Source organism: Enterobacter sp. 302C9 (assembly GCF_034106085.1).
Taxonomy (GTDB): Bacteria; Pseudomonadota; Gammaproteobacteria; order Enterobacterales; family Enterobacteriaceae; genus Enterobacter; species Enterobacter asburiae_B.
On record NZ_JAWNBW010000001.1, the window covers coordinates 279,136 to 300,544 of the forward strand.

At 55.8% G+C, this 21,409-nt stretch carries 24 protein-coding genes; 6 read left to right on the top strand and 18 right to left on the bottom strand.

Translation table 11 applies throughout. The features are described from left to right. Positions 1 to 11: 11 nt before the first annotated feature. The 9 genes from UR289_RS01325 to UR289_RS01360 form a co-directional block, all read right to left on the bottom strand. Complete coding sequence (locus UR289_RS01325) at positions 12 to 437, bottom strand: VOC family protein (RefSeq protein WP_039264037.1); 426 nt, start codon at positions 435 to 437, stop codon at positions 12 to 14. Position 438: 1 nt separating this feature from the next. Then, positions 439 to 1,032: a hypothetical protein gene (locus UR289_RS01330; protein ID WP_064673604.1), complete on the bottom strand. Its 594-nt coding sequence runs from the start codon at positions 1,030 to 1,032 to the stop codon at positions 439 to 441. Positions 1,033 to 1,143: 111 nt separating this feature from the next. After that, positions 1,144 to 1,554, bottom strand: coding sequence for an Imm63 family immunity protein (locus tag UR289_RS01335; protein WP_320709049.1), 411 nt, complete (start codon positions 1,552 to 1,554; stop codon positions 1,144 to 1,146). Between the two features lie 69 nt (positions 1,555 to 1,623). Next, the gene (locus tag UR289_RS01340) at positions 1,624 to 2,043 is read right to left on the bottom strand and encodes a helix-turn-helix domain-containing protein (RefSeq protein ID WP_320709050.1); all 420 of its coding nucleotides are present in this window, start codon (positions 2,041 to 2,043) and stop codon (positions 1,624 to 1,626) included. Continuing rightward, positions 2,040 to 2,351: a type II toxin-antitoxin system HigB family toxin gene (locus tag UR289_RS01345; protein WP_039264040.1), complete on the bottom strand. Its 312-nt coding sequence runs from the start codon at positions 2,349 to 2,351 to the stop codon at positions 2,040 to 2,042. Before UR289_RS01345 ends, UR289_RS01340 begins: the two co-directional genes overlap by 4 nt. Positions 2,352 to 2,745: 394 nt before the next feature. Beyond that, a complete protein-coding gene (locus UR289_RS01350; RefSeq protein ID WP_071884814.1) occupies positions 2,746 to 4,293 on the bottom strand; it encodes a hypothetical protein in 1,548 nt (515 codons plus the stop codon). 252 nt (positions 4,294 to 4,545) lie between these two features. Beyond that, on the bottom strand, positions 4,546 to 5,001 hold the full coding sequence (locus tag UR289_RS01355) for a hypothetical protein (protein ID WP_039264041.1): 456 nt from the start codon (positions 4,999 to 5,001) through the stop codon (positions 4,546 to 4,548). Between the two features lie 27 nt (positions 5,002 to 5,028). Then, a complete protein-coding gene (locus tag UR289_RS21850; RefSeq protein WP_157843315.1) occupies positions 5,029 to 5,136 on the bottom strand; it encodes an ash family protein in 108 nt (35 codons plus the stop codon). A gap of 304 nt (positions 5,137 to 5,440) precedes the next feature. Next, the gene (locus UR289_RS01360) at positions 5,441 to 6,325 is read right to left on the bottom strand and encodes a LysR family transcriptional regulator (RefSeq protein WP_214538202.1); all 885 of its coding nucleotides are present in this window, start codon (positions 6,323 to 6,325) and stop codon (positions 5,441 to 5,443) included. Between the two features lie 109 nt (positions 6,326 to 6,434). On the opposite strand from UR289_RS01360, the gene gstA reads away from it, so the two are divergent. Continuing rightward, positions 6,435 to 7,040, top strand: coding sequence for a glutathione transferase GstA (gene gstA, locus UR289_RS01365; protein WP_214538203.1), 606 nt, complete (start codon positions 6,435 to 6,437; stop codon positions 7,038 to 7,040). Positions 7,041 to 7,121: 81 nt separating this feature from the next. Here the strand turns inward: gstA and UR289_RS01370 are convergent, their stop codons facing one another. Then, positions 7,122 to 7,388, bottom strand: coding sequence for a hypothetical protein (locus UR289_RS01370; RefSeq protein WP_072210807.1), 267 nt, complete (start codon positions 7,386 to 7,388; stop codon positions 7,122 to 7,124). A gap of 248 nt (positions 7,389 to 7,636) precedes the next feature. Next, on the bottom strand, positions 7,637 to 8,518 hold the full coding sequence (locus UR289_RS01375; protein WP_038417608.1) for a LysR family transcriptional regulator: 882 nt from the start codon (positions 8,516 to 8,518) through the stop codon (positions 7,637 to 7,639). A gap of 105 nt (positions 8,519 to 8,623) precedes the next feature. Between UR289_RS01375 and budA the strand changes: the two genes are divergently transcribed. From budA to UR289_RS01395, 4 genes are all read left to right on the top strand, one after another. Then, positions 8,624 to 9,403: an acetolactate decarboxylase gene (gene budA / locus UR289_RS01380; RefSeq protein WP_023310680.1), complete on the top strand. Its 780-nt coding sequence runs from the start codon at positions 8,624 to 8,626 to the stop codon at positions 9,401 to 9,403. Further along, complete coding sequence (alsS, locus tag UR289_RS01385; protein WP_198922085.1) at positions 9,375 to 11,096, top strand: acetolactate synthase AlsS; 1,722 nt, start codon at positions 9,375 to 9,377, stop codon at positions 11,094 to 11,096. Before budA ends, alsS begins: the two co-directional genes overlap by 29 nt. Positions 11,097 to 11,116: 20 nt before the next feature. Beyond that, positions 11,117 to 11,887 (top strand): (S)-acetoin forming diacetyl reductase, encoded by a 771-nt coding sequence (locus UR289_RS01390; protein ID WP_024906954.1) that lies wholly within the window; start codon positions 11,117 to 11,119, stop codon positions 11,885 to 11,887. 257 nt (positions 11,888 to 12,144) lie between these two features. Further along, positions 12,145 to 12,618 (top strand): cold-shock protein, encoded by a 474-nt coding sequence (locus UR289_RS01395; RefSeq protein WP_023310683.1) that lies wholly within the window; start codon positions 12,145 to 12,147, stop codon positions 12,616 to 12,618. 109 nt (positions 12,619 to 12,727) lie between these two features. Here UR289_RS01395 and UR289_RS01400 read toward each other — a convergent pair whose 3' ends face one another. The 5 genes from UR289_RS01400 to UR289_RS01420 all read right to left on the bottom strand — a co-directional run bounded on the left by UR289_RS01400 (position 12,728) and on the right by UR289_RS01420 (position 17,807). Then, positions 12,728 to 13,432 (bottom strand): ABC transporter ATP-binding protein, encoded by a 705-nt coding sequence (locus tag UR289_RS01400; RefSeq protein WP_320709054.1) that lies wholly within the window; start codon positions 13,430 to 13,432, stop codon positions 12,728 to 12,730. Then, positions 13,419 to 14,255 carry an ABC transporter ATP-binding protein gene (locus UR289_RS01405; RefSeq protein ID WP_182383155.1) on the bottom strand — a complete coding sequence of 279 codons (837 nt, stop codon included), beginning with the start codon at positions 14,253 to 14,255 and terminating at the stop codon, positions 13,419 to 13,421. The genes UR289_RS01400 and UR289_RS01405 overlap by 14 nt, the downstream gene beginning before the upstream one ends. After that, complete coding sequence (locus tag UR289_RS01410; RefSeq protein ID WP_320709055.1) at positions 14,248 to 15,081, bottom strand: ABC transporter permease; 834 nt, start codon at positions 15,079 to 15,081, stop codon at positions 14,248 to 14,250. The genes UR289_RS01405 and UR289_RS01410 overlap by 8 nt, the downstream gene beginning before the upstream one ends. Then, complete coding sequence (locus tag UR289_RS01415) at positions 15,081 to 16,094, bottom strand: ABC transporter permease (protein ID WP_033144875.1); 1,014 nt, start codon at positions 16,092 to 16,094, stop codon at positions 15,081 to 15,083. The genes UR289_RS01410 and UR289_RS01415 overlap by 1 nt, the downstream gene beginning before the upstream one ends. 144 nt (positions 16,095 to 16,238) lie before the next feature. Continuing rightward, positions 16,239 to 17,807, bottom strand: coding sequence for an ABC transporter substrate-binding protein (locus UR289_RS01420; RefSeq protein WP_320709056.1), 1,569 nt, complete (start codon positions 17,805 to 17,807; stop codon positions 16,239 to 16,241). Positions 17,808 to 18,008: 201 nt separating this feature from the next. Between UR289_RS01420 and UR289_RS01425 the strand changes: the two genes are divergently transcribed. Then, positions 18,009 to 18,707: a GNAT family N-acetyltransferase gene (locus tag UR289_RS01425; protein ID WP_196354720.1), complete on the top strand. Its 699-nt coding sequence runs from the start codon at positions 18,009 to 18,011 to the stop codon at positions 18,705 to 18,707. 33 nt (positions 18,708 to 18,740) lie between these two features. Here the strand turns inward: UR289_RS01425 and UR289_RS01430 are convergent, their stop codons facing one another. Both UR289_RS01430 and UR289_RS01435 read right to left on the bottom strand, forming a co-directional pair. Further along, entirely contained in the window at positions 18,741 to 20,435 is a 1,695-nt protein-coding gene (locus UR289_RS01430; protein ID WP_320709057.1) for a thiamine pyrophosphate-binding protein, read from the bottom strand. Between the two features lie 33 nt (positions 20,436 to 20,468). Beyond that, entirely contained in the window at positions 20,469 to 21,209 is a 741-nt protein-coding gene (locus tag UR289_RS01435; RefSeq protein ID WP_320709058.1) for an SDR family oxidoreductase, read from the bottom strand. Positions 21,210 to 21,409 lie beyond the last annotated feature (200 nt).

Genomic DNA, 21,409 nt, shown 5'->3' on the forward strand with positions numbered 1-21,409 from the left:
GATTGAAGCGACTATTCCTTTTCTACAAACTTATCGGCTTCAGGAGAGTAATGCTGATAAACGCATGCGAGCTTATGCCCGTCAGGATCGCGCAGATAGGCAACATAAAAGTCGGGGCCGTACGCGCTTCGCGTACCAGGCTCGCCTTCATCCGTTCCTCCCGCAAGGAGGCCAGCTGCATGGAACCGTCTGACAAGATCCGCGTTATCTGCACTGAATGCGAACATTGTCCCGTTTCCCGCCGTCGCGGGCTGCTGGTCAAAAGGAGGACAAAGACAGAAGCTGAAGCCCTCGCCGGGATTATTTTCATCTCCCCACATTGCCCAGCTTTCAGTCCATGCCGGCAGACGTGAATAGCCCAGAACGTTAAAAACTGCGTCATAAAAATTCACGGAGCGCTGAAAGTTGTTTGTACCTATTGTGATATAAGCCAGCATCTTATGACTCCCGTCCTTCAATATTCGATTTAACAGCCTTCAGCGTCCTTTTACGGATCCAGCCGCTTCCCGCCCGTATTATCAGCCAGTAAGCCGACATTTTTAGTCGAGTGCGTCTGTCCGGACAATAGATGAATGTTTCCGTAGAGAGCTCATGTTTGCCGGGCGCCAGCTCCGTTACCTTGTAGCGCAGCAACAGTTTCGCGCTGCCCGGCTCGGCTGGAGTCTGAAAAGCACTGGCATCCGGCACGTTTTCCAGACCGAAATCGGTACGCCAGAATTGCCCTCTTAAGCCATAGCAGAGCTCAGATGCAGAGTTCTTCAAAAGGGTAAAACTGTGCAAACCAAAGTTGCCGATCGACTGTGGCTTCTGGTTGCGCAGAAATTTTTGCGGTATTTGACGCAATGACATTAACCGCCGAATCACGGCATCTTGCCGGACGTCAAAGCTGGCAATCATCGGCAGAATATTTTCAGGGCGGCTAGTGTGAATGACCGTTAGGTGTTTTTCATGAAACTGGAACTGGGGGAGAAAAGCGGGAACATCCTTCCACTGAGCAAGCGCTTTGCGGGTAACGAATCCAGGGTTTAGCATCTCTCTTCCTTGTCATCCCTTGCGTTCTGCCAGAGTAACAGATGGTGTGTTGCAGGCAATTACCAGGAAAAGAGAGGGCAACAGGGAAGTAAATGTAACGAGCCGGTTGGGTTAACCACGTTCGCTTCTTTGCGAATGGAGGAGCTCAGTGATTTCTTTGCGCTTTCTTGTTGCCCATTCAGGTTTGATAGAGAGCATTAAACTGTATTGTCTTCTGAAATAAACCTCTCTAAATTCTCGTTCAGATGAATGGCTGGCTGCAAACGTTGAGGCGAGCCCCGCCACGGCACTCTCCACGAACCAATACAGAATTTCATCGTCACTGAGCGTTACTTTTCGCTGTATTTCAAGGCCTCTTTCACTGACGATAAAATGATATTCTTTGCCATGAATTTCAAGATAGGGAGTTGCAACCCCATCGGGTTGGTCAGGGATAAAGAAGTAATGATTAGGCCTTGTGCCTCCGCCTAGTTGCTCACCTATTTTTAGAAGCTCGTTTCGTAGTTCTTCAATTGTTTTCATTAACAGCTCTTTGTTCTTGTATGTAAACGACGCATTATCGCGGATTGGGTACAAAGCGCCTGCTCTCGATCACTTCCCCACAAACGCACTCACCGGCAAATTAAAACGCTTCGCCAGCGCACGCATATGATCCAGCGTTAACGTGCGCTGTCCATTAAGGATTCGACTCACCAGAGACTTCTTGCCAATTTCGTTCTCGAAGTCGCTCTGAGTGAGTTGGTATTGATCCATCAGCGTTCGCAATAACGCAACGCCTGACGGAATGCGGGCAACACGCGCGTTAAATTCCGCAAACTCCGGAGACTCGTTTTCGTACTTATCGATTTTTGCGGTGAGCATATCTACCAGCGGGCTATCGGGTTCGTGTTCGACCAGATACTCCACCAACGCCAGCGCATCCTCGTAATCATGCCGCGACGGGCTTGAGCCCAGGAAAGGGAGCGCGTTTGTCAGATCGTTTGCCGCTTTGATGGCTGTTGCATAATTCATTCTTTCGTTCTCCGGTAGAGGTCCGTGAGCTTGTCATATTCTGCGTGTGTGCTGATGTGTTTGATGAAAATCTTTCCTCGCTCAAAATCAGCAAAAAACATCACTCTTAAATGCCCGCCACCCACATCAATGACCCACCATTTCTCCCGGTACTTCATCCTGTCCAGGCTGGGGAAGCGTTTTCGCATATCGTCCGGTGACGGGTAATGCTCCTTTTTTAGTACCCGGTAAAGATCGTCCAGGGCTTGTGCTTGATTAGGAAATTGTCTGGTAGCCGCGTCGAAAGGCGCTCTTGAGACGACGTGCATCCTTGCCCCTTGTTTCCAGGATGGAAACATTATAGATGGTAGGTGGTGAGTTGACAATGTGGAAACTCCAATGGGCTGCAGTTTCAACATGCTCGTGATTACGGCGCTCATGTATTGAGTACGAACACTTTAAGAGGTGGTGGTGAGAGATTAAAGTGGATGGTATGGATCGGCTTTGGGTATTTGTTTGATTTGCGTAGCGTATTCAGGAATTGTTTGGTGAGAAGGATTTCTGCGGGTGATGGTTTTTCTTATAGCAGTGTATGGACGTGTGTGGAAGATGCGCCCGCTTTGTGCCAGAAGCAGACGCTTTATTATTGATGAAAAGATTATCTGACATAGATCTTATGTTGTTAGGATAATATATTTACTGCTGGCTTATTACCTCCTTTGATTAATTTTTTCGGAAGTAATTTAAATCACCTTTAAGCCAGCGTTTGTCAATAATGTTATTTCTAATTCTTTCAATATAATCACATTCAAATTTTGATAGTCTGAGTGAAATATTATCACTTACAACACCATCAACAATAGTAACATAGCAGCACTCATATAAATAATCGCACCCGTATTTACATAAAGGCATAACAATATGAGGATCCACTCGCTCATTGAAAGAACAAATCGATCTTGGTTTCTTGTGTGCGGCGACCAGAGAATTCACTGAAAATACATTCGAGCAAATAGCGCAAGTTTCACTTTCTTTATTTTCAAAAAGCCAACTTCTCAATAATCGCTGCTCTTTTCGCGATATGCTTGTAGTTTCAGTATCCGTTCCCTCGGCACATGCTGCTAATAATTTGCATTTATACTCCTCATATCTATCCAGGGCGATTTCACTTGCAAAATATTCATTTTGCAACAAGGTGTATGTGTAACTTTTCCGAATGGATTTATCAGCAAAAATAAGTGGTGAATTTAGTATTGCTTTATCTATGTTGGGTTTGCTATAACCCCTCCGCTCAAGAAAAGACTTGACCTCTACGAAACTAATGGCCTCTTTATTTTGCATGTAATTAATAATATCGATTTCTATATCTCTTAAGTTAGCAGCTGCTAATGTTAACTTTACAGCATAGCCATCAAACTCAGTGAACCGAGACGATTCAATATATTTTTTTAAAACATTTGCGGGAGGATATATAGCACCTTTAGGTGGGGTTCTTCGTTTAAAAGCATTCAATAGTACAATAGAAAGCGTGTCAATATTAACAACATCAGCGATGTTTTTAATTTTCCCTAAATTGTTAATTAGAGTGTTTTCTCTTTCTTCTACGATATACCAATAGTCGCCATTAATATTCGATAACCAAATGTCATCCCGAGAACGAATTATATCTAATAATATTTCTTTGTAAGTCACGCACTCTTCATTATTTTTAAGGAAAGTTGAAAAGTTTGATATGCCAACCAGCCCTGGGGAAGTTCTTATTTTACGTGTGGCTTTTTTTATATAAGGGAGTTCTGATGATTTTAATATATAAAGGTTTGTTTCAGAATCAATTGATTGCCTGCTTGAAGGAAGAAGTTTGTTAGTGTATATATTATATTCTTCACAGACGTTCAGGTGATGCAGTAAATTTAATATTCCCTTTATGCTAAATGAGGTTGGGACTAAATTTCTCTCCCTTAGTTTTATTGTTGTATCTTCTACAGTGGAACATCTGTTTGACTCAATTATTGTATAAACCTCATGCGTTATAGGTAGGTCAGATATAGTTACTTTACTTGTGAATTTTTCTTTGATTATTTGCCTTGGTCTTTCCGAACGACGTTTGTCAGAGTCGCCAACATTAAATCTGATTGCAGCATCATCTAATGTTGGCCACATTTCCTCTCGGAAACCAAAATAAAATAAAATTAACTCAATATCTCTATATTTAGTGTCATTGTCACGCATCGTCCGGTGTAAAAAATTCACCAATTCATCTTCAATGTTCATGGTTTATTACTATAATGTGTTGAAAATATAACTTTATCAAATATTTAGCCTGTGTCAACTCTAATGCTTTTATCGTGTAATGTTATCGACATTGTTAAAAAATGAACTATATAATTATCTGCGATAATACTTAAAATGTTTTTGCAGTCCATTCTTTGCTCTTAACGGAAATCCAACAAACAACATTGTATTTTGCACAAGGCCAAAATCCTGCTCTTTACGCAGCAGAACCCCGGCCTCCCATCACCCGCCTCAGTGCGCTGTGATATACGGCTCCTTCACAAACTCCGCCAACAGCCAGACCATATCATGCAGCAGTCCGGTGAGTTCTTTCGCCACGCTCACAGGCAACGTCCCGCCCATAACCGCCAACGTTAACGCTACGGCATAGTCCACCTGTAGCGTTGTCTCTTGCCAGCAGTCCGGCACGCAGGAGGCAATCTTTTCTCCCGCAATCAGTTGTTCAACCAGATGCGAAGGCAGTTCGACATTGCAGCACTCCCGCAGCCGCTTAAGCGCAGCCAGTAATCGCTTACAGAGTGTGGCAAACGTCACCGCGTCGTCAGTTTCCACCAGCACGCTGACATACGCAGTGCAGGCGTCAGCCAGTTCGAAGAGATTCGCAGAATCGGGAAGTTGCAGGTGGATAAGGTGATAAACAGCGCTTTCTTCAGTGAGCGCGTAAGAAAATCCAGGGATAGTAGCCATAAGGCATCCTCTTTATGCAAAAAAATATTAACCGCCCGATGAGTTCCTACGCTCAGAGGGGGTAGCGCTGACGGAGGTAGGAATACCGTGCATAAAGAAAAACGGCCAGCCTTTCGGCTGCTCCGTCAGCGCCACCGTGATTCTAACGGGATATGCGCTGTCGCGACAAAAAATATCGCTTTATGCTAACGGGTTCCTACGCCCGGTTACGGATGTGCCGCAACGCAGGCACTTTACGACCACGGGGAAGGGATGAAAAGGGATAACCCTGAATTACATAAGGTTTCTTGAAAGTTTGCGAGGCGGCTTCCAGAAGGGCATTGCCGGGTGGTGGCTACGCCTTACCCGGCCTACAAAACCGTCAACCAACCCGCGACACGAACCGTAGGCCCGCGCAAGCGCAGCGCCACCGGGCACGGTTTGAACTACAGTTACTCCTTCACGCAGACCTTTTCATTTTGAGCAATCCTTCTAATAACGCCTGCGTCGCGCGGGAGGATTTGCCAGCCTGCGAACAAACCAGCCCAAACTCCCGGCACAGCGAAGGCGTCACGGGCACGACGCACAGGCCGCGTAATTCATCCGGCAGGGCGGATTCAGGTATCAGCGCGACGCCCATGCCTTCGCGCACCAGCAGGCAGGCGCTGATCCAGTCGCGGACGGTCACCCGCACGTCAGACAGCTGCAAGCCCGCCTGTTCCATCAGGCTTTTTCCATTAACGGCACAACCGCCGGTTGCGAGCACGAAGGGCTGGTCTGCCAGTTCCTCAAGGGTGATGCCGCGCGTACGTGCATAACGAGCCTGACGGTGACTGGCTGGCAGCACCGCGACCCACGCATCTTGTCCCAGGAGCGCTTCAGCACGCCCGGGGATAGGGTTCATGACCACGCCAAGATCAATCGTATCTGCCGCCAGCCACTCTTCGACTTCCTGGTCCGTTCCTTCCAGTACGACCACCTCGATTTCAGGATGCAGGCGCTTAAAATCCCGCAGCAGCCCGGGCAAAAACGTGGATGTCACCGAAGGAAAACTGGCAAGACGAATGCGCCCGCCGCTCAGCCCCCGGCTCTCATCCGCCAGTGTACGGATGGCATCCAGCCGCGCCAGCATACTCCTTGCTTCTTTGACAACCCGCTCGCCCAGGGCAGTCACGCCGATGTGGCGCCGCTCTCGCGTGAATACCGCAAATCCTAATGAGGCCTCTAACTGAGCGATCGCCTGGCTGGCGCCCGACTGCGTCATACCGACCTCTTCAGCGGCACGGGAAATATTACTTGCATCGGCCACTGCAACCAGCAAGCGCCAGTGTAAAAGATTCATCATGGATATCAGTAGCTCAGCTAATAGCTATTTTATGAGTCATTAATTTTACAGTGAGAATGGCTTTAAGCACAGTGTATGTAAATCACACAACCGCTTTAACGGAGAGATTATGAAACTCTATTACGCCCCGGACACCTGTTCACTCTCACCCCATATCGTGCTTCGCGAACTGGCGATTGAGTTTGAACTGGTTAAAGTGGACAACAGGAGCAAGCTTACCGCTGACGGGCGCGACTTCCTGACCATCAACCCCAAAGGTTATGTCGCTGCGCTTGAGCTGGATGACGGGAAAATCCTGACCGAGGGGCCAGCCATTTTGCAGTACCTGGCAGACCTCAAGCCAGAAAGTGGGCTGGCACCGCGAGCAGACGGCTGGGAGCGGGTGCGGCTTCAGGAATGGCTAAACTTTATCACCAGCGAAATACATGCGGGATCGGCACCTCTTTTCAACCGCGTGCTGCCCGAAGAGGCCAAATCGATTTTTCGTGAGAAGCTGTTCAGGCGGTTCGATTTTCTTCAGGAAACGCTCTCCGCAAGCGCTTATCTGACGGGAGCATCTTTCAGCGTGGCGGATGCCTATCTTTTCACCGTGCTGGGATGGTGCACGTTCTTCTCAATTGAACTCAACGACTGGCCCGCGCTACTGGCGTACAGGGAAAAAATCAGTACCCGACCCGCGGTGCAGGCCGCATTACGTGCGGAGGCGAAAGTCTAGTTCTGCGTATTCCGGCGCATATATTAATGCCTGAAGCAGGAGGCAAGTGAGGATGTGGAACCAGGATGCGTTAACATACTGTCACTCTGCATCTGATTGCCTGGCGCTTTTCACGGCATCCTGCTTCCCCGGATTGCACTGCTGTTTTGTTCCTGGAAGATAAAATTTTCCCGACGCGTCCGGATTTGTTCCGCCCGGACAACCCGCACGGCCCGGAGCTGAGACGGTGCCATCCGAACCGTTTCCTCCATCAGAACCGTTTCCGCCATCCCCACCATTACCGCCATCGGCAGCATTTACAGCGAATGCGCCGAGTATAAGCAAAAATGCAATAACTCGTGTAGTCATCAAAACCTCCATTGTTCAGGGTATTTCAAGGCATCTTGCCAGCCTGGATTCAGCATCTCTCTGCCTTGTCATCCCTTGAGTGCAGCCAGAGTAACAGAGGGTTTGCGGCAGACAATTACCAGGAAAACGTAGTACCTAAGCGTGCATCAACATGACCTTTACCGTTCCAGGAACCGACAGAGGCTGGCATTGCCGGGTGGCGTCTGCGCCTTACCCGGCCTACAAAAACCAAAACCCCTCTATTGCCGTCACCCCTCGCTCATCATCATCAAAAACCGCTTCACCGTCCGCGAGCGTTCAAAGCGCCGCCAGCAGAGCGCGATATCGGTATAAAGCTCCGGCGAGCTCAGCGCGTGATAGGTGACATTCGGCGGTGAAATGGCCGCCATGGATTTCGGCACCAGCGCGAACCCGCCGCCCGCGGAAACCATGCTCAGGGAGGAGGAAAGCTGCGACGACTGCAGCGCGTGCTGCACGTCAATTCCGGCCCGCTCGCAGCAGCCGTGAACCCGTTCGTACAGCCCCGGCGCGACCTCCTGCGGGAACAGCACCACCGGCGTATCCCGAAGCTGCTCTAACGCCAGCGAATCGCACGCCGCCAGCGGATGATCGCGATGCAGCGCCACCACCATCGGCTCCCGGTCGAGGATTTTTAACTCGAACGCCTTGCTGCTCTCGCACGGCAGGCGCACGAAGGCGATATCCAGCTCACCCTCCGCCAGCATCGTCGTCAGCGACGACATGTTGGCTTCCACCTGGTGAACCTGCACCGCCATGTTCTGCACCTGAAACTGGCGGATCAGCGCGAAAATTTTGGGATGAAAAGCGTCGGAGCTGGTGATGCCAATCGACAGGTTGCCGTTCAGCCCGCGCGCGATGCCGCGGGCTTTTTCCAGCGCGGCATCGCTCAGCGCCAGAATTTTGCAGGCATCCTCGTAGAAGGCTTCTCCCGCCTCGGTCAGCTCCACGCCCCGCGTCAGGCGTCTGAACAGCGGCGTGCCCACTTCCTCTTCGAGCCGTTTGATCTGCTGACTCAGAGGAGGCTGTGAAATACCCAGCGCTTCGGCTGCCCTGGTGAAGTGTCGCTCGCGTGCAACCGCGACAAAATACCGCAGATAACGAAGTTCCATATCTAAAACGTCTCAAACCAGCATGGTTTCTATATTGGAACTCTCTGCTGAATCGGGTCAACATTTATTTAACCTTTCTAAATAAAGTTGAAGAGGACGAGCACGATGATGCATTCATCTGCCTGCGACTGTGAGGCCAGCCTGTGCGAGACCCTGCGGGGGTTCTCCGCCCAGCATCCTGACAGCGTGATCTATCAGACATCGCTAATGAGCGCCCTGCTAAGCGGCGTGTACGAAGGAGAGACCACCATCGCCGATTTGCTGGCACACGGTGATTTTGGTCTGGGCACCTTCAACGAGCTGGACGGTGAAATGATTGCCTTCAGCAGCCAGGTGTACCAGCTGCGCGCCGACGGCAGCGCCCGGGCCGCGAAGCCGGAGCAGAAAACGCCGTTCGCGGTGATGACCTGGTTCCAGCCGCAGTACCGCAAAACCTTCGATGCACCGGTCAGCCGTCAGCAGATCCACGACGTCATCGACCAGCAGATCCCCTCCGACAACCTGTTCTGCGCGCTGCGCATTGACGGCAACTTCCGCCACGCCCACACCCGCACGGTACCGCGCCAGAAGCCGCCGTACCGCGCGATGACCGACGTGCTGGACGACCAGCCGGTGTTCCGCTTTAACCAGCGCGAAGGGGTGCTGGTCGGGTTCCGCACGCCGCAGCACATGCAGGGCATCAACGTGGCGGGCTATCACGAGCATTTCATCACCGACGACCGTCAGGGCGGGGGCCATCTGCTCGACTACCAGCTGGAGAGCGGCGTGCTCACCTTCGGTGAAATTCACAAGCTGATGATTGATCTGCCCGCTGACAGCGCGTTCTTACAGGCCAACCTTCACCCCAGCAATCTTGATGCAGCGATCCGTTCCGTCGAAAACTAACAGGAGAACTACCGTGAACAGTGAGAAACAGTCACGTCAGTGGGCGCACGGCGCCGATATGGTTGTCGGCCAGCTGGAAGCGCAGGGCGTGAAGCAGGTGTTCGGGATCCCGGGTGCGAAAATCGACAAGGTCTTTGACTCCCTGCTGGACTCCTCCATTGAGATCATCCCGGTACGCCACGAGGCCAACGCGGCGTTTATGGCGGCGGCGGTCGGGCGGCTGACCGGCAAGGCCGGGGTGGCGCTGGTCACCTCCGGGCCGGGCTGTTCTAACCTGATCACCGGCATCGCCACCGCCAACAGCGAAGGCGACCCGGTGGTGGCGTTGGGCGGGGCGGTGAAGCGGGCGGATAAAGCCAAGCTGGTGCACCAGAGCATGGACACCGTCGCCATGTTCAGCCCTGTCACTAAATACGCCGTGGAGGTCAGCTCGCCGGACGCGATTGCCGAGGTGGTATCGAACGCGTTTCGCGCTGCCGAGCACGGCAGGCCGGGGGGCGCGTTCGTCAGCCTGCCGCAGGATATCGTCGACCAGCCCGCCACGGGGGCGATTTTACCCGCCAGCGGCCCGGCGCTGATGGGCCCGGCACCGGAGTCAGCGATTAACGACGTGGCGAAGCTTATCGAAAACGCCAAAAATCCGGTCATTTTACTCGGCCTGATGGCCAGCCAGCCCGCGAACAGCGCCGCGCTGCGCAAGCTGCTGGAGAAAAGCCGCATTCCGGTGACCAGCACCTATCAGGCCGCCGGGGCGGTAAACCAGGAGCACTTCACCCGCTTTGCCGGCCGCGTCGGCCTGTTCAATAACCAGGCGGGCGACCGGCTGCTGCATCTGGCGGACCTGATTATCTGCATCGGCTACAGCCCGGTGGAGTACGAGCCGTCCATGTGGAACAGCGGCGACGCGACGCTGGTGCATATCGACGTGCTGCCCGCTTATGAAGAGCGTAACTACGTCCCGGATCTGGAGCTGGTGGGGGACATCGCCGAAACGCTGAACCTGCTTGCTAACCGGATCGATCGTAAGCTCGAGCTGAGCCAGCGTGCCTCCGAAATTCTGGTCGATCGCCAGCATCAGCGCGATCTCCTCGACCGCCGCGGCGCCTCGCTCAACCAGTTTGCCCTTCACCCGCTGCGCATCGTGCGCGCCATGCAGGACATCGTGAATAACGACGTGACGCTCACCGTCGACATGGGCAGCTTCCACATCTGGATCGCCCGCTATCTCTACAGCTTCCGGGCGCGTCAGGTGATGATCTCCAACGGTCAGCAGACCATGGGCGTTGCCCTGCCGTGGGCGATTGGCGCGTGGCTGGTGAACCCGGGCCGCAAGGTGGTTTCAGTCTCCGGTGACGGCGGCTTCCTGCAGTCGAGCATGGAGCTGGAAACCGCGGTGCGCCTCAACGCCAACGTGCTGCATATCATCTGGGTGGATAACGCCTACAACATGGTGGCGATTCAGGAAGAGAAAAAATACCAGCGGCTATCCGGCGTCGAGTTCGGCCCGGTCGATTTCAAAGCGTATGCCGACGCCTTCGGCGCGAAAGGCTTTGCCGTGGAGAGCGCCGAGGCGCTTGAGCCGACGCTGCGTGCGGCGATGGATGTGGATGGCCCGGCCGTGGTGGCCATTCCCGTCGACTACAGCGATAACCCGCTGCTGATGGGCCAGCTCCATCTCAGCCAGATTTTGTGACTCAATATAAGGACAGAGAAATGCAAAAAGTTGCTCTCGTAACAGGCTCAGGCCAGGGGATTGGTAAAGCGATCGCGCTTCGCCTGGTGAAAGACGGCTTTGCCGTCGCCATCGCCGACTATAACGTCGAGACGGCAAGAGCCGTCGCCGATGAAATCATCCGTAACGGCGGCAACGCCGTCGCCGTGAAGGTCGATGTCTCTGACCGCGAACAGGTATTTGCTGCGGTGGAGAAAGCGCGCACCGCGCTGGGCGGCTTTAACGTTATCGTGAATAACGCCGGGATTGCGCCGTCTACCCCTATCGAATCCATCACGCCGGACATTGTCGACAAGGTCTACAACATCAACGTGAAAGGGGTGATCTGGGGGATCCAGGCCGCGATTGACGCCTTCCGCAAAGAGGGGCACGGCGGCAAGATCATCAACGCCTGCTCCCAGGCGGGCCACACCGGCAACCCGGAACTGGCGGTCTACAGTTCCAGCAAGTTCGCGGTGCGCGGCTTAACCCAGACCGCGGCACGGGATCTCGCGCCGCTGGGGATCACCGTTAACGCCTACTGTCCGGGAATCGTCAAAACGCCGATGTGGGCGGAAATCGACCGTCAGGTCTCCGAGGCGGCGGGTAAACCGCTCGGCTACGGGACCGAAACCTTTGCCAAACGCATTACGCTTGGCCGTTTGTCCGAGCCGGAAGATGTCGCCGCCTGCGTCTCATACCTGGCAGGCCCGGATTCCGACTACATGACCGGCCAGTCGCTCTTAATCGATGGAGGGATGGTGTTCAACTAAATACTAATATACCCGTCATACTTCAAGTTGCCTGTGCGTTGGCTTTCCTCGCTCACCCCAGTCACGTACTGATGTACGCTCCCGGGGATTCGCTGCGTCGCCGCCTTCATGCAACTCGAATTATTTAGGGTAAAAGCTCTGACATGAGTTTTCCCCTGCACCCGTGCAGGGGCTTTTTTTTTGTCTCCTCCGTCATTGTGCATTACACTGCGCGCTGCAAAACTTTAGTCATTACGATCTGACAGGCGGTAACAGCGATGAACGGTACAATCACAACGTGGTTTAAAGATAAAGGCTTTGGATTTATCAAAGATGAAAACGGCGACAACCGCTATTTTCATGTGATTAAGGTCGCGAACCCCGATCTGATTAAGAAAGATGCCGCGGTGACCTTTGAGCCAACCACCAACAACAAAGGCCTTTCCGCCTACGCGGTGAAGGTGATCCCCGAAAGCAAACATCTCTTTATTGCCGGCGAGCGCGTGAAGCTCTCCTCCATCAAATCCTTCGTGGTGTTTAACGAAGAAGAGCCGGCTGATACCAAAATCGACAAAGAGAACGCGGTGCTGTCGGTGGGGCTGCTGATGAACAGCATCAAGCCTAAATCCGAGAAAAAGCCGGGCGAAATGCGCACGGTGAAGAAGCTGGCGATCACCACCTTCCAGAATACGACGCTGATCTTCACCGAAGATGAGATCGACATCGACGCCACGGTGAAGCTGCTGAAGTGATTTTTTTGCCGGGTGGCGGCGACGCCTTACCCGGCCTACGAAAAACCATCAACGCGGCACGAAACGTAGGCCCGGTAAGCGCAGCGCCACCGGGCACCGCCGCGCGCATTTACCCCATCCTGTGCTCACCCCGCAACATCGCTTCACGGTCAAACACTTTCTGGATCTCCCCGTGCGCCATAAACGCCGCCCGGTCGGACATATGGGCAATCACTCCCGCGTCGTGGCTCACCAGCAGGTAGGTCATGCCGTGCTCGGCCTTCAGGCGGTTGAGCAGGTTCAGAATTTCCGCCTGCACGGACATATCCAGCGCCGAAGTCGGCTCGTCCAGCAGCAGAAGCTGCGGGCGCAGCAGCAGCGCGCGGGCAATGGCCACGCGCTGACGCTGCCCGCCGGAAAGCTGGTGCGGATAACGCCTGCCCGCGTCGGCGGAAAGCCCCACCTGCTGCAGCGCATCCGCCACCTTTTCGGCAATCCGCGTTTCGCCGTGGATGTTTAACGGCTCCGACAGGGTGCGCGCAACGGTGTGGTTTGGATGCAGAGACGCCCACGGATCCTGAAACACCATTTGCACGTTGCGGCGAAGCTCGCCTTCAAAACGCCGTCCTGGCCGTAGCGCGTCTCCCAGGATCGAAATATGGCCGTTCCACTCGCGCTGCAGCCCCGCCAGCACGCGCAGAATAGTTGATTTCCCGCAGCCGGATTCGCCTATCAGGCTGAAGGTTTCGCCTTTTTCAATGGCAAAGCTGGCGGCGGACACCGCCGTTTTCTCCCCGAATCTCACCTGGAGATCCTTAACCTCAACGAGCGCCATTATCGGCCTCCTTCCACGGCTGCGTGCGGTCCAGCGTCGGCAGCATCTGGCCGAACGTTTGCGCATTGGGTCGGCAGGTCCACAGGGTTCGCGTATACGGGTGCGTCGCCTGCGGAAGTCGGCTTGCCGCCATCTCATCGACCTTCTCGCCCTGATACATCACCAGCACGCGGTCGCAGTGCTCCGCCACCAGCGGCAGATCGTGGCTGATTAACAGCATCGCCATCTGGCGCTCTTCGCTCTGCTGCACCAGCAGTTCGAGGATCTGGTTGCGCAGGCGGGCGTCCAGCGCGGAGGTGGGTTCGTCGGCAATCAGCACCTGCGGGTTGTTGATCAGCGCAATGGCGATCATCACCCGCTGGCCCATGCCGCCGGAGAGTTCGCCGGGGTAGCGCGTGAGGACGTGTTCGTTGAGCCCGACGGCGCGGATGATGTCGTGAATGCGCGCCAGGCGCTCGGCGCGGGGCAGGCGCTGGTGCAGGGTCAGCGCTTCATCGAGCTGAGCGGCGACGTTTTGCGCCGGATTCAGCGCGTAGCGCGGGTCCTGCAGGACCATCGCAATCCCGTTGCCGCGCAGCGCCTGCCAGCGGCGGGTGCTCAGGGTCAGCAGGTCGTTGCCGAGCACGTTAAGCCGGTTCGCGCTCACGATGCCGGGCTTACGCACCAGCCCCATCAGGGCGCGGGCGGACATTGATTTGCCCGAGCCGGATTCCCCCACCAGCGCCAGCCGCTCGTTGCCCAGCGTGAAGCTGAGGTTGTTGACCACGCGCGCGGCGGGATAGTCGATGTTCAGCGCATCGACGATGACGCGTTGTTCAGTCATGCTGTGGCTCCAGTACGTCGCGCAGGCCGTCGCCCAGCAGGTTAAAGGCGAGGCTGGCAAACAGAATCGCTCCGCCCGGAATGGCGGCAATCCACCACTGGTCGAAAATCACCTGCATGCCGTCGGCGATCATCGCGCCCCATTCGGCCATCGGCGGACGCGCGCCAAGGCCGAGGAAGCCCAGACCGGCAGCCGCCAGAATAATCCCCGCCAGATCCAGCGCCAGCCGCACAATCGCGGACGGCAGGCACAGGGGCAGGATATGGCCGACCAGCAGGCGCGGGCCGCGAATGCCCATCATCTCGGCGGCGGCCAGATAATCGCTGTGGCGCAGCCGCTGGATCTCGCTCCGCGCCTGACGCGCGTAGGCCGGCCAGGTGGTTAAGGCCAGCGCCAGCGCGCCGTTGACCAGCCCCGGGCCAAGCATCGCCACAAACGCGAAGGCGAGGATCAGGCGCGGCATCGACATTACCACGTCGGTAAAACGCATCAGGATGCGCTCCAGCCAGCCGCCGTAGTAGCCGGACAAAATCCCCACCAGCAGCCCGGCGGGCAGGGTGATTACGGTGACTAATGCCACCAGCCCTAGCGCCGGACGGGTGCCGTAAATCAGGCGTGAAAGCAGATCGCGCCCGTAGCTGTCGGTGCCCAGCCAGTGCTGGCTGTTCGGTGCCTGCAGGCGCGCGGCGGCGTCCTGCCAGTTCGGGTCAAGCGGCGCGAGCCACGGCGCGAACAGGGCGATAACCACCAGCAGCGCGATGGCAGCCAGCCCGCAAAACGCGGCGGGGGAGCGGCGCAGGCGGCGTAAGAAAAGACAAAACGGCATCAGCGCACCCTGGGATCGGTCGCCCGCACAAGCAGGTCGGTAAGGTTATTGATCAGCACAAAGCAGACGCCAATCAGCAGCGTGCCGCCCATGACGGCGGTGGTGTCTCCGGCGAACAGGGCGGTGGTGAGGTAGCGCCCGATCCCCGGCCAGGAGAAGACGGTTTCGGTCAGTACCGCGCCTTCCAGCATGCTGGTGTAGGCGAGGGCGATCACCGTCAGCAGGGTGCCGCGAATGTTCGGCAGCACGTGGCGCAGCAGGATGGTCATCTCCCCGGCGCCCTTGGCGCGGGCAAGCAGGATGTACTCTTTGTTCATTTCGCTCAGGCAGGCGGAACGCGTCAGGCGCGTGATGCTCGCCAGCGAGTAATAGGCCAGCAGCAGCACCGGCAGCACCAGGTGGCTGAGGGCGTTGCGGAACGCCTCGCGATCGCCGGAAAGCCAGGTATCCACCAGCGCAAAGCCGGTACGCGGCTCGACGGTGAACTGCCAGATATCATCCAGCCTGCCGGGACCCGCGCTCCACTGCAGCTTCGCGTAGAACAGGGCCAGCATCAGCAGGCCGAGCCAGAAAATCGGTACCGAGTTGCCGAGCAGGGTGAGCGTTCTGATGGCTAAATCGAGCGGCGAACCGGCGTAGCGGGCGCACAGCACCCCGGCAATCACGCCGAGCACGGCGCCGATGATTAACGCCAAAGTCGCCAGCTCGAGCGTGGCGGGAAACGCGTGCAGCAGATCCTGCAGCACCGGCTGCCCGGTGGCGCTGGCGGTGCCTAAATCCCCGTGGGCAAGGTTTTGCAGGTAGTGCCAGAACTGCACGGGCAGAGGCCGATCCAGCCCAAGCTGGTGGCGAACCTGATCGTAGGTTGACTGGCTGGCGTGATCGCCGACGATCTGCAGCACGCGATCGACCGGTGAAAACGCCGAGAGCGCAAACGTGACGAGCAGCAGCCCGAGGAGCGTGAGCAGCAGGGTCAGCAGACCCTGGAGCACGCGGGTGGAAAGATGTGGCATGGGTAAATCGTTATCCTGAAAATATGCACGGACGACCCCCTCTCCCTGTGGGAGAGGGCGGGGGTGAGGGGGAACAGGCGGCTCTGTTGCACGATGTTGCCCTCACCCCAACCCTCTCCCACGGGAGAGGGAGAAGGAGAAGGGCTACTTCGTGACGCGATCGTACCAGACCATATCCGCGTTCAGCCCCTGCTGATACCCCTTCACGTTATCGCGCACCACGATCTGGGTTTTCCCCTGATCGACGAACACGTACGGCGAATTCTGCTGCAGCTGTTCCTGCATCTTTTTGTAGAGACCTAGACGCTTCGCCGGATCCGGCTCGGCTACCGCCGCCAGCGTGGCTTTGTTCAGCTCGGGAATTTTCCAGCCGTTAAGCCCGGCCACGGTGCTGGATTTGCCGTCGTTCCACGCGAAGGCGCTGGCGTTTGAGTGCGCGTCGAAGTAGTCCGGGATCCACAGACGAATCGCCGCCTGATGCTGCTTTGCGCGCACGCGGGCATAGACCTGGCTCCCGGCGGCAGGCAGCAAATCGACCTTCACGCCGCCCTGAGCAAAGCTCGCCTGCATCGACTGGGCGATGGTGATAAACGGCGGCTTGTTCTCCACGTCCAGCGTGAAGTGCGCGTCTTTAATGCCCGCTTTGGCGAGAATGGCTTTCGCTTTTGCCGGGTCAAATTTAAACGGGTTGTCTTCCAGCGCGCCCGGCAGGCCGACCGGCAGGAAGCTCTGATGAACAAAGTACTGGCCTTTCAGCAGATTTTTGGTGATGCCTTCATAATCGACCAGCCAGCGCGAGGCTTCCCAGAACGCCGGGTTGTTCAGCAGCGGGTTGGCGCTGTTGCCGGTGTTAAACACCAGGTAATTTTGCTCGGCGGACGGAATGCTCAGCACCTTCACGCCCGGCTTGCCGTCCAGGGCGCTTATCTGATCTGCACCGAGATCGCGCGCCACGTCCGCATCACCCTGCTGGATCAGCAGGCGGCGTGAAGCCGGATCGGGGACGTTTTTAATGATGATGCTTTTGAGCTTCGGCGCGCCGCCGGGCGCTGATTCGTTAGCTTCCAGCACGATGGCCTGATGCGGCTGATAGACGCGCATTTTGAACGCGCCGCTGCCCGCCGAGTGCATTTTCAGCCAGGCGTTGCCGAAGTCATTATCCTTCACGTTTGCCGCGACCTGCTTTTCATCGACGATGGAGGCAATCGGCGTGGAGAGAATATTCAGCGCCACCGACGGGCTAACGTCCGCCGTCCAGTGAAGCTGGAGGGTATGGTCGTCCACCTTTTTCAGCTGGCTGGCGATGTTGCTCGCGTCCCAGCCCAGCACGTTGAGGATAAAGGCCGGGGATTTGTTCAGCGTCACGGCGCGGGTGTAAGAGAAAATCACGTCTTCCGGGCGCAGCGGGTTGCCGGAGGCGAATTTGGCATCGGGCTTGAGCTTAATCGTCAGGGTTTTGGCTGCCGCGTCCGCTTCCCAGCTGTCTGCCAGAATCGGGGTGATTTTTTCCGGGTTATCGCGGTCCGGCTGTACCAGACGCTGATACAGGCTCGGCACGGTCTGGATGCTGGAAAGCTCGTTGGCTTCGGCCGGGTCGAGGCTCACGATGTCATCCAGCCCCTGGGCAACAACCAGCGTGGTGGGCGGTGTAGCGGCGTGGACAGCGCCTGAGAGCGCAGCCAGCACCAGTAACGGCAACAGTTTTTTCGTCATAGCGATCCCTGAGAAGAATATATTGTGATTGTTTTATGCTCCGCTACGTTAGGGCGACTCTTAAATTCCGCAAAGTCGAAATTCAGCTTTGCTTATGCCTTTCGGGAATATCGCATGCGTTCGGGCTATTAAAATACGCTGCTTTTCGCCCGCTTTTTAACCTGCTATAACAAACTCCTTACCTTTCAGGGAGTCACCGCCGTGCCCGAAATCAATCAACATGGTCAAACCGTTAACGATATCGTTCCCGACTGGAGAGGCGCGCGCGTATTAACCCGCACGCCGCTGTTCGGCCAGTATTGCCGCCTGGAGCCGCTGGATGCCGATCGCCACGCGGCCGATCTCTACGAGGCCTATGCGCTGGGCGACGACAGCGACTGGACGTGGCTTGCCAGCACGCAGCCAGCGAGCGTGGAAGCCACCGTGCACTGGATCGTGGGTAAGGTGATGGACGATGAGCTGGTGCCGTTTGCCGTCATTGATTTACGCACCGAACGCGCGGTGGGGCTGGTGAGCTATATGGCTAACGAGCGGCTGCTGGGGTCGGTGGAGATCGGGCACGTGACCTGGTCGCGCAGGATGAAAGGAACCCGGATGGGCACCGAAACGGTGTGGCTGCTGCTGAAAAATGCGTTTGAGCACGGCTACCGGCGCGTCGAGTGGAAGTGCGATTCCATGAACGTTGCGTCACGAAATGCGGCGGAGCGGCTGGGGTTTGTCTGGGAAGGACGCCTGCGCCAGAAGCTGGTGCGCAAAGGGCGCAACCGCGACAGCGATATGCTTTCTATTATTGACGGCGAGTGGCCGCAGCGCGATGCCGAACTGCGCGCCTGGCTGGCGGCGGAGAATTTTGACGGAGAAGGGCGGCAGATTAAGCGGCTTGAGGCGTTTCGGTTATAAGTGTTTTATGTAGGGTACATCTGAAACGGTCGATCAATCTGCGGAAATGGCAATTTCAATCAAATTGGTTTTTCCGGACTGTAGCCCTTGCGTCACCGCCGTGGCGATATCCGCGGCCTGGGTCACCCGGCAGCAGCGGATACCCATCGCGGCGCCCAGCGACTGGAAATCAATTCGCGGGTTAATCAGATCCATCCCGATAAAGCGACCCAGCTTTGTCGAACTGTAGCCTGGCTGTCCTTTCATGAAGTTTTTCAGGATGTTGTACTCCAGGTTATTCATCACGATAAAGGTGACGGGCAGATTTTCGTGCGCCGCCGTCCAGAGCGCCTGCGGCGAGTACAGGGAGGCGCCGTCGCCAACCAGACACACTACCGGCTCGCGTCCCAGCCCCAGCGAGTGCCCTACTGCTGCAGGCATTCCCCAGCCCAGACCGCCGCCGCGCATAAAGTAGTAGCGCGGGTGCTGCTGGTCGGAAATAAACCGGCGAACGTGTCTGGCCGTTGCAATCGCTTCGTCGACAATCGTGGTGCCCGGCGGAACGGACTTTATCACCTCGTAGGCCGCGACCATCGGCGAAATCGCCGGGCGCAGCCGCTCGGCTGCCAGACGCTCTTCCTGCAGTTGCCACTCTTTTTCTCGTTCAGCGCGTGCCGCTTTGAGCAGCCGCTGATGCGTCAATTTGCTTGCCACCCGGCGCTGCTCAAGCTTCGGCAACAGTTCCTTCAGGGAGAGTTTTATATCCCCCATCACCGAGAGGCGCGTGGCGTAGGTGCGGCCAAGTTCGTTCATATCCGCCGAGAGCTGATACACCGCGCAGGTTTCCGGAATGGCCTCGCCCTCGCTATACAAAATGGTAATCAGGCTTCTGCCGCCGATGATAAACACCGCATCGTAGGCATTAACGACGCTGGCGATTTCCTTTGCGGTGGTGGGCATATTCCCTCGCCATAGCGCGTGCTGCGTGGGAAAGGGCAAATTCAACGGCCAGGAGGAGCCGTAGACGTGGGCACCCAGGGCTTCAGCAAGCTGGACAATCTCCTGCGTCGAGCCGCTGGAGTGAACTTCATCCCCCGCCACAATCATGATCCTGCCGGGGGTGACTTCGCTTAGCGCCTGCGCCAGCTCGTCCAGCGAGCCCGCCACGGTGTGGTAGTTCACTTTAGAGGCCGTTTGTATCCCGGCGTCGCTGAGCTCTTCCATCACGTTCATCGGAAGCGAAAGCAGAACCGGGCCGGCCGGAGGGTAGCTGGCGGCATGAAACGCCCGACGCACCAGCACCGGAAGCTGGTCGGCGCTGGTGACCTCCTGCGCCCATTTCACCACCGGCGATCCAATGGAGACTATGTCATCATACAGGAGCGGGTCGCGCACGTAGTGCCGGGTATCCTGCTGCCCGACGGTGACAACCAGCGGCGTTTTCATGATCCGCGAATTAATGAGATTCCCCATGCCGTGCCCAAGACCGCTGGCGGTATGCAAATTGATAAAACCGGTCTTGCCGGAGGCTTTCGCGTAGCCGTCGGCAATGGCGACCACGCTGCTCTCCTGGAGTGCCAGAATATAGTGAATATTTTCATGGCGAAGAAGGGCATCAATGAGCGGGAGTTCGGTGGTGCCGGGGTTGCCAAAAATATATTCCACACCTTCACTCTCCAGCACTTCAAGGAGAATATCGGCACCCGATCGCATATTTAAATCTGACAGGGACGTTAATGATTTAATCATAATGACACCTCATTCAGCGTTATTTAACTCATGCTAAAATTCTTCCTGCGTAGGACGGACAATTATTTCATTTACATCAACGTCGCCAGGCTGTTCGATAGCAAATAATACGGCCCTGGCAATCGACTCTGCCGGAATAGCCTGCTTATAAAATTCATGCAGGAACTGTTTGCTCGGGGCATCAGAGCTGCCAAACTGCAGCTCGCTTTCAACGGCGCCGGGGGAAATAAGGGTCGTCCGAACGGTTTTCCCCGCTTCCTGACGTAAGCCTTCACTCAGGGCGCGGACGGCGAATTTCGTGGCGCTGTACACCACGCCGCCGGGGGCAAGGACCTTGATACCCGCCACGGAGGCCACGTTAATAAAGTGTCCGCTCCCCTGACGCTGGAATACCGGGTATGCCGCTGCGATACCGTACAGCACGCCTTTGATATTGGTATCGATCATCCGGTCCCACTCGTCGGTTTTCAACTCGCTGAGGGGGGCAATCGCCATAAAGCCCGCGTTGTTGATCAGCACGTCGACGCGCTGGTATGCGGCAACGGCAGCGTCAATCGCGCGCTGAACCTCCTCCTGTCGGGTCACGTCCGCCTTCACGGCAATCGCCCGGCCGCCCTGCTGAATAATGCGATCCACCAGGGCGTTAATTCTCTCCAGACGACGGGCAACCAGCACCAGAGAGAAAGTTTTATTTGCCAGATGAAGGGCAATGGCCTCACCAATACCGCTGCTGGCACCGGTGATAACAACAACTTTGTTTGCACTATTATTCATGATCTTATCCCACTGTTGTGTGATTAAAATAAATAAAAATAAGGGAGCGGTTTAAGAATTATGAAAAATTCTTAAACGCTCGTTTTTGATATATTCTGTATCTGGAATGAAATAATGCTCGCTTAAAACTTAATGGAGTGCGGAAGAAAATGTCAATGACGTTTTTTAATAATTAAATTAATTGCAAGCTTAATATTTAA